A 10,347-nucleotide genomic window follows, 5' to 3' on the forward strand; every position below is an offset into this window, starting at 1 on the left:
GATTGTAGAAGGCCCCTACTTGCCGCCGTACTTGGCCAGCAGGTCGCGCGCGTCTTGCAGCAGCGCCTTGCCGCTCGCGCCGCGCTTGTCGATATCGGCCACCCACTCGTCATACAGCGAGGCCGAAGCCGCGATCCAGTGGTCCAGCTCGCTGGCCGGCACGGTGTACAGGGTGTTGCCCCGGTCGACGGCGGCTTTGCGGCCGGCGGCCTTGCTGTCGTCCCAGATCTGGCCGATCTGCCGAGACAAGGCCATGCCGCTGTTGCGGTCGATCACCGCTTTCAGATCGGCGGGCAAGCTGTCGTACTTCGCCTGGTTCATGCCGAAGATGAACACGGCCGAGTACAGCGCGGGCTTGGACGGGTCAGTCTCGGAGTGGAACTTCACCATCTCCTGCAGCCGCAGCGAGGGCATCACCTCCCAAGGCAGCAGGAAGCCGTCGATCACGCCCTTGCTCACCGCCTCAGGAATGGCCGGCAGCGGCATGCCCACCGGCGAGGCGCCGAGCTTGGTCAAGAGCTTGTTGGTCTGGCGCGTGGGCGCTCGCATCTTCAAGCCCTTGAAGTCGGCCAGGGTGCGCACGGGCCGATCGCGGGTGTGCACATAACCCTGGTCATGCACCCACACGGCCAGGATCTTGGTGCCGGGGAATTCCTTGAGCGCATGCTTTTGCAGATAGTCCCAGGCCGCCTGCGCCCCTGATTCGGCCGAGCGGGTCATGAAGGGCAGCTCGAAGACCTCCATCATCGGAAAGCGCCCGGCGGTGTAGCCCGGCAGGGTGATGGTGAGGTCGGTCACGCCGTCGCGCACCTGGTCCACGAGCTGGGGCGGGGTGCCGCCCAGCGACATGGCCGGGAAGATCTGGCACTTCAGGCGGTTGTTCGATTCGGCGGCCACCTTGTCGCACCAGGGGTTGATGACGCGCTGCGAGGCCATGGCCTGCGTATTCCAGATGTGGTGGAACTTCAGCGTCACCTCCTGCGCCGAGGCAGACAGGGCGGCCACGAGGCCGGCGCAGGCCAAGCCGAGCGGGATCCAGGGTTTCATGGGAGGCTCCTTTCCGTGGGACGGCTCAGCATCGTAGGCACGGCCGCGTCCGGCCAAACTGGGACAAACCGGGAGAACTTCGCCAATCGGTGCGACATGCGCCCCCGGCGTCGGGCAGGGACTGCTGGACTCCCGCCGGCTGCACACAGGGCCGGACGTCGGCCTACAATCATCCGATGAATGTCTGAACCCGCCCATGGACACGCCCGCCCCTGCCCGACGCTCCCTCGTGGACGTGGCCGTTGACGCGATGCGCCAGCGGCTGGAACGCGGCGTGTGGCGCGTGGGCGAGCGCATCCCCATCGAGCCCGAGCTGGCGGCCGAACTGGGCGTGAGCCGCAACACCGTGCGCGAGGCCGTGCGCGTGCTGGCCTTCAGCGGGGTGCTCGAGGTGCGCCAGGGCGACGGCACCTATGTGCGTTCGGCGGTGGACACCACCGACATGGCCCAGGGCCTGAGCGGTGCCTCGCTGCGCGAGCACCTGGAGGTGCGGGCGATGCTGGAGGTGGAGGCTGCCCGGCTGGCCGCCCAGCGCCGCACGCCCGAAGACCAGGAGCGCATCTTCGCCGCCCTGGCCCTGCGCGGCGAGCGGCCCGACAAGCGGCGCCGCGACGTTTTCATCGAGCACGACCTGGCCTTCCACCGTGCCGTGGTCGATGCCGCGCACAACCCGGCGCTGGGCAAGCTCTATGGCTTCTTCGCGCGCGCCGTGCGGGCCACGCTCAAAGGCATGATGGCCCGCCCCGACCTGCCCGAGCCCGACTATGCGGCGCATGCGGCCGTGGCCGAGGCCATCGCCCGTCGCGACCCCGAAGGCGCCGCCCAAGCGGCCCGGGAACTGCTCCAGCCCATCCTCGACGCCCTCGACCCCCTCCCGCCCCCGAAGGCCTGAGTTTGTCCACTGCCTCCCGCCCCGCCTCGTCCGTGGGCCTGCTGATCGCTGGCCTCGTCCTCGTCTGCCTCAACCTGCGCCCGGCGCTGTCCAGCGTTTCGCCGGTGCTGGCCTGGATCCAGGCCAGCCTCGGCCTGTCGGCCACCGCCGCGGGATTGCTGACCACCCTGCCGGTACTGTGTCTGGGCCTGTTCGCCCCGCTGGCGCCGCGCCTGGCCGAGCGCCTGGGACTGGAGCGCACCGTCTTTCTCGCGCTGCTGGTGCTGGCCGCCGGCACGGCCTTGCGCGCGGTGCTGGGAGCCGCCGGGCTCTTCCTCGGCGCCCTGCTGGCTGGTGCGTCCATCGGCGTGACCGGCGTGCTGCTGCCCAGCCTGATCAAGCGTGACTTCCCCCGCCACATCAGCACGATGATGGGGGTCTACACGATGGCCTTGTGCCTGGGGGCGGCCATCGCCGCCGGTGGAACGGTGCCGCTGATGGAGGCCCTGGACGGAAGCTGGCGCGGTGCGTTGGCCGCGTGGGCCGTGCTCGCGGTGGCAGCGGCCGTGCTGTGGTGGCCGCAAGTGCGTGGCCCGTCCTCGGCAGGCCCCACGCCGCCCGGTGCGCCCCTGTGGCGCGACCGCCTGGCCTGGGCGGTCACGCTCCACATGGGTCTACAGTCGGCCCTGGCCTACTGCGTGTTCGGCTGGCTGCCGCCCATCCTGGTCGATCGTGGTGTGGCGCCGCTGCAGGCGGGCCTGGTGGTGTCTGTGTCGGTGCTGGTGCAGCTCGTCACCGCCTTCACAGGCCCGTGGATCGCCATGCGCCTGGGGCCCGACCAGCGACCCACGCTGCTCCTGATGTTGGGCTTGGCCCTGGTGGGCTGGCTGGGCTGCGTGGCCGGCCCGCTGGAGGGTCTGTGGCTGTGGGCCGTGCTGCAAGGTCTGGGGCAGGGCGGGCAGTTCAGCGTGGCGCTGCTGCTCATCGTGCTGCGCTCGCCCGACGCCCCCACGGCTGCGCGGCTGTCGGGCATGTCGCAGGGTGTGGGCTACACCCTGGCCTCCCTGGGCCCACTGGCGCTGGGCCTGAGCCACGACCTGCGGGGCGACTGGTCGGCCGCCGGGCCGCTCTTCACGGCGATCACGCTGGCGGCGGCGGCCACCGGGTGGTTCGCCGCGCAGAACCGCCTCATCGGGGCACGCTGAGCGGCGCCGTCAGATGCGCCGTGCCAGCGTCTCGGCCAGGCCGGTGTAACTCGCCGGCGTCATCGCCAGCAGCCGGTCCTTCTCGGCCTGCGGCAGCTCCAGCCCCTGGATGAACTGCTGGAGGGTCTCGCGCGTGATGGCCTTGCCACGGGTCAGTTCCTTCAGCCGCTCGTAGGGGTGGGGCAGGCCGTAGCGGCGCATCACCGTCTGGATGGGCTCGGCCAGCACTTCCCAGGCGGCGTCCAGGTCGGCTGCGAGGGCCTCGCGGTTCACCTCCAGCTTGCCCAGCCCGCGCGCGAGCGAGTCGTAGCCCAGCACCGCATAGCCCAGGGCGACACCCATGTTGCGCAGCACGGTGGAGTCGGTCAGGTCGCGCTGCCACCGGCTGATGGGCAGCTTCTGGCTCAGGTGAGTGAGCACGGCACTGGCCAGGCCAAAGTTGCCTTCGGCGTTCTCGAAGTCGATGGGGTTGACCTTGTGCGGCATCGTCGACGAGCCGATCTCGCCGGCCTTGGTCTTCTGCTTGAAGTAACCCAGGCTGATGTAGCCCCACACGTCGCGCGACCAGTCGATCAGGATGGTGTTGGCCCGCGTGACCGCATCGAAGAGCTCGGCCATGTAATCGTGCGGCTCGATCTGGATGGTGTAGGGGTTGAAGACGAGTCCGAGCTGCTGCTCGACCACGCGGCGGCTGAAGGCCTCCCAGTCGTGCTCGGGGTAGGCCGCCAGGTGGGCGTTGTAGTTGCCCACCGCCCCGTTCATCTTCGCCAGCAGCTTCACCTGCGCGATGCGCTCGCGGGCGGCGGCCAGGCGCGCCACCACGTTGGCCACTTCCTTGCCCACCGTGGTGGGGCTCGCCGTCTGGCCATGGGTGCGGCTGAGCATGGGCACGTCGGCCAGCCCGTGGGCGAGTGCACGCAGGCTCGCGATCACGCCATCGAGCGCCGGCAGCAGCACCTGCTCGCGCGCGGCCTTGAGCATCAGCGCATGGCTGGTGTTGTTGATGTCTTCGCTCGTGCAGGCAAAGTGCACGAACTCGCCGGCGGCCTGCAGCTCGGGCTGGCCTTCGAAGCGCGACTTGATCCAGTACTCGACCGCCTTCACGTCGTGGTTGGTGGTCTTTTCGATGTCCTTGATGGCCTGGGCGTCGGCCACCGAAAAGCCGCTCACCAGCGCGCGCAGGTGCGTGCGGGCGCCTTCGCTGAGCGGCTTGAACTCGGCAAAGCCGGCGTCGGACAAGGCGATGAACCACTCGACCTCCACCTGCACGCGGCGGTGCATCAGGCCGAATTCGCTGAGCAGCGGCCGCAGCGCGGCCACCTTGGCGGCATAGCGGCCGTCGAGCGGCGACAAAGCGGTCAGGGCGGAGAGGTCCATGGCAGGCAAGCCGGCAAGGGCGGGTCGGGGGAAACCCGTGATTTTAGGCGCCTGGGCGCCCCAGACGTTCAGCGCGCCGCCTCGCGGAACCGGGCGATGCGCTCGGCATCGGGCGGATGGCTGGCAAAGGCGATGCCCAGCAGCGAGCGGTCGCGGCCGCCTTCCTTTTCGCCGATCTTCTCGAAGAAGCGCACCATCGCCAAGGGCGACAGGCCGGCCGCCTTCAGGATGCGGATGCTGGCGACGTCGGCCTCGCGCTCGGCCGCCCGTGAATAGGCCGCCTGGCCCAGGACCACGGGCGCGGCGGCCAGCCAGCCGCTGAAGTCGCCGAAGGCCACGCTGGTGATCACACCCAGCAGGCCCGTCTGCACCACCATGCGCATGCCGTGGCGATGCTCGACGTGGCCAAGCTCATGCGCCAGCACACCCACCACCACCTCGACATCGCCCTCCACCAGCTTCACGAGCTCGTCGGTCATCACGATGATGCCGCCGGGCAGGGCAAAGGCGTTGGGGCCGATGCGGCTCTTGTGGAAGTGGATGCGGTAGGCCGGGGCCTGGCCGGGCGGGTAAGCCGCCGCCACGGCCCGGTCGAAGGCGCGTTTGAGGTCCTCCTGCTGGGCCGCGGGCAGGGTGCTGGGCTCGAGGATCTGGCCGCCCAGGGTGTGCAGTGCCGACTCGCCCAGGCGCTGGTCGACCGAGGCGGGCACGAAGTTCAGCACGCCGCGGGCCGCGGCCGGCAAGCCCCATTGGTAAAGCCCCCCGGCCAGCACCGCCAGCAGGGCCACGGCCCCCAGCACGCCGCGCCAGCTCTGCTGGGCGCGCTCGACCCACGAGCCGCGGTGCCCGGCGGCCGCACGCCAGGCATCGAAAGCCGCGCCGTCATGGGCGTGGAAGCTGGCGCCGTCGGCCAGGTGGACGATGCGCCGGCCATGGCGCGTGCGCTCGGGCCACTGCACCTGCGCCAGCGGCACCAGGCGGTCCAGGGCCTCGCCCTGTAGGCGCAGGCCCTGCGGCTCGAGCGTGGCACGGGCCGGGACAGGCCGCGCCGAGCGGCCGTCGAAGTAGTCCCCGCGGACGTCAGAGCCCGACATCGATGCCCATCAGCTCATCGCCCATTTCGGCGGCGGCATCGCCGGCCTTCGGGCGGATGGCCATCACGAGTTCGTCGAGGTCGACCCGGCTGACCAGCGTGACGGCCTGCAGCCGCATGCGCCGGTTGGCCACCGCGGCCCAAGGCCAGTACAGGCCCAGCGTCAGCAGGATCAGCAGGTAGTTCTTGAACTGCAGGGCCAGGTAGCGCCCGGCCTGGAGCTCGCTGCGCAGGCGCAGGTAGCGGTTGCCGGTCTTGGTCCACACCAGGTTCTGCATGCGCACCGTGAAGTAGGGCAGCACCACGATGTAGAAGTACAGGCCCCCCACCACGAAGATCACGCCCAGGAACATCAGCAGCAGGAAGAGCACCGGCGCCCCGCGGCCGGAGCCCGGCAGGCCGCCGGACAGCAGGCCCACGACCAAGCCGGCCAGCAGTGCCGGCAGCAGGGCCAGCCCCAGGGTGCGCAGGTACACGCCATAGACCGGCCCCGGCCCCACGCGCAGCTCGGACTGGAGCTGCCCGAGCCGGTAGTGGTTGTGCTGGTACTTCTTCAGGCGCCAGTGGAAATAGGGCAGGGTGACCAGGAAGATGGCGAACACGCCTCCCAGCACCAGCGGCCAGACGGAGAACACGGACGCCTCCGAGTCCTCGGGGGCGCCACGCGCGGCATCCGCATAAGCCATCAACGCCAGCGGCACGAGCGACAGCGCCAAGGGCACGGCCAACGCCCGATAGGCCTCGGCCGTGCTGCCGGCAAAGCCAAAACGCAAGCCGCGCCAGCTGGTGTGGGCAGTGCGGAACTGCAGCGCCGCGCGCAGCAGCAGCGGCCACAGCGCGCTCACCAGCACCGCGCCGATCAGCCCGGCCAGCGGCGAGACGTCCAGCGCCTGGGAATACACGATGAAGAGCAGGCCCGCCAACGCCGAGCCGCGCAGCATCTTCCTCGGCTCGCCGTGGAAGTCCAGCGCATGGCCGGCCACCAGGGTGTTGCCGTAGAAGTAGCGCAGCCGCCGCACCTTGGCCCAGGGGTAGTAGATCCCCAGGGTGACCAGCGTGAGCAGCAGGTTGACGATCCAGATGCGGAAGTACTCGCTGCCCGAGCCGGTGAACTCCAGGGGGATGTGATGGGCCTGGTCGGGACGCAGCAGGCGCGAGAAGACGCTGTTGGCCGGGCCCGGGCTGCCGATCGAGCTGACGACGCCGTGCAGACCGCGGCTGTCGATGCGGGCCCCCGAGGGCACTGGCGCCCCCATGGCAGCCGACGAGGGGGTGTTGTCCATGGTCGTTCCTCCTGGCGCGCCGATGGCCTTGCGGGCCGCCAGGCGCCTCCCTGTTTGGGGGGAACTGTAGCACCATGCCCCGCAGGCTCGCTCGCTAGAATCGCTCGCAGTGCTCGTCTGACCTGGAACCCCCATGAAACTGATCGGATCGCTGACCAGCCCCTATGTGCGCAAGGTGCGCATCGTGATGGCCGAGAAGAAGCTCGACTATCGCCTGGAACTGGAAGACGTCTGGTCGGCCGACACCCGCATCGTGGCGGCCAACCCGCTGGGCAAGGTGCCTTGTCTCGTGATGGAAGGCGGCGAGGCGGTCTTCGATTCGCGCGTCATCGTGGAGTACGTGGACACGCTCTCGCCGGTGGGTCGGCTGATCCCGGCCTCGGGCCGCGAGCGGGTGGAGGTGCGCACCTGGGAAGCGCTGGGCGACGGCCTGCTCGACGCCAGCATCACCGCGCGCTTGGAACAGACCTGGCCCGGCCGCACCGAGGCCCAGCGCAGCCCCGCCTGGATCGACCGCCACCTGGCCAAGGTGCATGCAGCCCTGAAAGCGATGAGCCTGGGCCTGGGCGAGAAGACCTGGTGCACCGGCATCCACTTCACGCTGGCCGACATCGCAGTGGGCGTGGCCCTGGGCTATCTCGACTTCCGCTTTCCTCAGATCGACTGGCGCGGCCCCTATCCCAATCTCGTCCGCCTGTACGAAAAGCTGGCCCAGCGCCAGAGCTTCATCGACACCGCCCCGCCGAAGGCCTGACGCCCGGCGGCCCCCCAGTCCCCGCGACCGTCAAACGACGGCGCCGCCAAGCGCATGGCCCGGCGGCGCTTCGCAGGCAGACGGCACCGGAAAGCGCAGCTCCACCTGCCAGCCCTCGGGGTGGGGGCCCACCTCCACCTCGCCGCCCAGCAGCGCGGCCCGGCGCTGCATGTTGGCCAAGCCGCGCTTGCCGCCTTGCAGGCTCAAGGCAGGGGTCTGGCCGCCGTCGGCTCGCTGGCGCAGGCCGTTGTCGAGCACGGTGATGCGCAGCCGCTCGCCCTCGCGCGCCAGCGTGAGCCACACCACCGTGGCCTGGGCGTGCTTGATGACGTTCGTGAAGGCCTCGCGCACGATGCGCAGGATCTGCAGCGTGTGGCCGGCCGGCAGCCGCGCGTCCAGCGCATCGTCGTGCACGTCCCACACCAACCGGATGCCAGCGGCACGCAGCGAGGGCTCGAGCCGGAACCGCATCTCGGCCAGCGACTCCCCCAAGCTGTGCTGCTCGGCCTCCAGGGAGTCGAGGGTGATGCGCAACTCCGTCAGGCAGTCGTCCAGGGCCATGCGCAATTCCTGCGCCGCTGGGGCGTCGCCGTCGCCGGGCGGCATCTGCCGAGCCAACGCGATCGCGCTGACCAGGCGCCCGCCCAGGCCGTCGTGCATGTCGCGCAGCAGCCGGTCGCGTTCGGCCATCACGGCCTGCTGGCGGTCGAAGTCTCGACGTTCCTGGTAGACGCGCTCGAGCTCGCGCTCTTTGGCCCGCAACGCCTCCTCCAGTCGACGGGTGGCCTCGCGCTGCGCCGCCAGACTGCGCGCATAGTCTTCGACGAGTTCCCACACCATCACGAACATCAGCGCGAGGATGGCGTAACGCGTCCAGGTGTAGGCCTCATAGTCGCGCCAGACCCGAAAGACGATCCAATCCCGCAGCCCGAAGATGGCCCCCGTGGCCGCCGCCGCGAGCAAGGTCCATCCAGTGCGAATGTGTTTGCGAACCGCCAGCTTGGCCAACACCGCCGCTGTGACCACGGTCACCAGCAAAGCCAGCAGCAAATGCGCTGTACGAAGCATCGGCAGGTTGAACGCGGCATTGGCCACAGACAAGACCACCGCCACCACGACGAAGGCTCCCATCGCCCGGCGGGCCGTTGGGCCGTCGCGCTGCGCCAGCGTCAGCAAAAACATGCCCATGCAGGCCACGAAGAGCGAATACGACAGCTCGAACACCCAGTGCAACAGCCCGGCCCAGAGGCCGGGGTCGTGCACGTGCAAGGCGCTGACCCGCCAAGCCCAGATCAGGTTGCCCAAGCCGAACCACCCATAAACCATCTTGCGCGTGCGCCAGGCCACCAGCAGCGCCAGCGCCCCCAGCGTCGCGCTGGTGCTGGTCAGCACCCACGCCCCGCGCACCTGCAGGTTCATCGCCCGCTCGTACATCGGCTCCAGCCTGGGGGCCGGCCCGACCCAGACGCTGGACAGCCCCGCCTCGCGCCGCGGCTCACCGATCACCTCGATCACCAGCTCGTTGCCCTGTGCACGCACCAGATGGCGGGGCAGACGAAGCAAAAAGGGTTCTTGCCCGTAGTTGGGCAAGGGCCGCCGGTCCTCGCCCACCGACAGGACCAACTCGCCATTGAGCCGGACGCGAAAGACGTTGCCCACGCGCCGCAAAAAAATCGCGGGCTGCTCGCCGGCCAGTGCCTGCTGCGGCAGCTCCAGTCGGTAGCTCGCCCGACCGTCACGGTGCGGGGCGGTGTGTTCCCAAGCATCGGGCAGCGCCACGCGGCGGGCAGGCTGCGCGGGCTGGGTGTGGTCGGTCAGCTCAGCGTGGACCAGACGGTGAACCTCGGCCTCCTGCGCCAGCGCCGTCATCCCCAGCCCCACCAGGGCCAGACCTGCCAGCAGCCGCAGCCCGCCGCGGACGACACGGCATGGCCAGGCCCTCATGGGTCAGCTGGCCAGGCCCAAGACTGCACGCTGGCCCAGCTGCAGTTTGGCGTAGACGGCGCGTACATGGGTGGCCACCGTGTGGGCCGACATCATCAAACGCTCTCCCACTTCCTCGGCCAGGTAGCCCTGAGCGACGAGCCGCAGCACGGCATGCTCGGGCGGGGTGAGCTGGGGATCCTCGGCCGGCGGCGCTGCACCATCGAAGCCCGAGGCGCCGGACTCGGCCTGTCCGAATCGCTTGAGCAAATAGCGGGCGATCGCCGGCGAAATGGGCGACTCGCCATCGGCCGCACGTTGCACTGCATGGATCAGATCGCGATCGGCGCAACCTTTGAGAAAGTAGCCGTCGGCGCCAGCTTCGATCGCGTGGATCACCTTGGCCTCGTCGCCAAACACCGAATAGACCAGGATGTGCGGCCGCCAAGGACCAGCCCCCCTGCTGATCTCGCGGATGAGATCGGTCCCGTCCCCATCAGGCAAGCCCAGGTCGGACAGCAGCACCTGCGGGCAGCGCCGGGGCAGCTCCTCGCGCGCCACGGCCAAACACGGGGCATGGCCCACGCACGCGATCCCGTCGGCCTGGGCGAGGGCATCGAGCACATGACGCGCAAGCAAAGGGTCGTCCTCGACCAGATAGACGGTGAGCACAGGCAAGGGCAGCAACGGACGAAAAGGTGACCGATGGTAAACAACGAGGTCAACGACCAGCAGCCCCGCGGTTGGGGGGCTGGGCTGCGACAATCGCCCCATGGCCACCTCCCACCCCCCCC

The 10,347-nt window shown here is 69.8% G+C and carries 9 protein-coding genes; 3 read left to right on the forward strand and 6 right to left on the reverse strand.

Annotated elements, in window-relative coordinates:
• Nucleotides 1-15 precede the first annotated feature (15 nt).
• A complete protein-coding gene (locus ACK4ZD_RS09765) occupies nucleotides 16-1,047 on the reverse strand; it encodes a TRAP transporter substrate-binding protein (protein ID WP_409661041.1) in 1,032 nt (343 codons plus the stop codon).
• A 196-nt stretch (nucleotides 1,048-1,243) separates the two neighbouring features.
• Between ACK4ZD_RS09765 and ACK4ZD_RS09770 the strand changes: the two genes are divergently transcribed.
• Both ACK4ZD_RS09770 and ACK4ZD_RS09775 read left to right on the forward strand, forming a co-directional pair.
• A complete protein-coding gene (locus ACK4ZD_RS09770) occupies nucleotides 1,244-1,939 on the forward strand; it encodes a FadR/GntR family transcriptional regulator (protein ID WP_409661044.1) in 696 nt (231 codons plus the stop codon).
• A gap of 2 nt (nucleotides 1,940-1,941) precedes the next feature.
• Complete coding sequence (locus ACK4ZD_RS09775) at nucleotides 1,942-3,123, forward strand: CynX/NimT family MFS transporter (protein WP_409661046.1); 1,182 nt, start codon at nucleotides 1,942-1,944, stop codon at nucleotides 3,121-3,123.
• Between the two features lie 9 nt (nucleotides 3,124-3,132).
• Here ACK4ZD_RS09775 and purB read toward each other — a convergent pair whose 3' ends face one another.
• The 3 genes from purB to ACK4ZD_RS09790 form a co-directional block, all read right to left on the reverse strand.
• Nucleotides 3,133-4,500: an adenylosuccinate lyase gene (gene purB, locus ACK4ZD_RS09780; protein WP_409661049.1), complete on the reverse strand. Its 1,368-nt coding sequence runs from the start codon at nucleotides 4,498-4,500 to the stop codon at nucleotides 3,133-3,135.
• 68 nt (nucleotides 4,501-4,568) lie between these two features.
• Nucleotides 4,569-5,594: a M48 family metallopeptidase gene (locus tag ACK4ZD_RS09785; protein ID WP_409661052.1), complete on the reverse strand. Its 1,026-nt coding sequence runs from the start codon at nucleotides 5,592-5,594 to the stop codon at nucleotides 4,569-4,571.
• Entirely contained in the window at nucleotides 5,581-6,876 is a 1,296-nt protein-coding gene (locus ACK4ZD_RS09790; protein WP_409661055.1) for a YjgN family protein, read from the reverse strand. The genes ACK4ZD_RS09785 and ACK4ZD_RS09790 overlap by 14 nt, the downstream gene beginning before the upstream one ends.
• A gap of 133 nt (nucleotides 6,877-7,009) precedes the next feature.
• On the opposite strand from ACK4ZD_RS09790, the gene ACK4ZD_RS09795 reads away from it, so the two are divergent.
• Nucleotides 7,010-7,630, forward strand: coding sequence for a glutathione S-transferase N-terminal domain-containing protein (locus ACK4ZD_RS09795; RefSeq protein WP_409661057.1), 621 nt, complete (start codon nucleotides 7,010-7,012; stop codon nucleotides 7,628-7,630).
• A gap of 30 nt (nucleotides 7,631-7,660) precedes the next feature.
• Here the strand turns inward: ACK4ZD_RS09795 and ACK4ZD_RS09800 are convergent, their stop codons facing one another.
• Together ACK4ZD_RS09800 and ACK4ZD_RS09805 are read right to left on the reverse strand one after the other, a co-directional pair.
• The gene (locus ACK4ZD_RS09800; RefSeq protein ID WP_409661060.1) at nucleotides 7,661-9,574 is read right to left on the reverse strand and encodes a sensor histidine kinase; all 1,914 of its coding nucleotides are present in this window, start codon (nucleotides 9,572-9,574) and stop codon (nucleotides 7,661-7,663) included.
• A gap of 3 nt (nucleotides 9,575-9,577) precedes the next feature.
• A complete protein-coding gene (locus ACK4ZD_RS09805) occupies nucleotides 9,578-10,240 on the reverse strand; it encodes a response regulator (RefSeq protein ID WP_409661063.1) in 663 nt (220 codons plus the stop codon).
• Nucleotides 10,241-10,347: the final 107 nt, after the last annotated feature.

Origin of the sequence: Caldimonas sp. (assembly GCF_046291045.1) — a bacterium.
Taxonomy (GTDB): domain Bacteria; phylum Pseudomonadota; class Gammaproteobacteria; order Burkholderiales; family Burkholderiaceae_C; genus Caldimonas.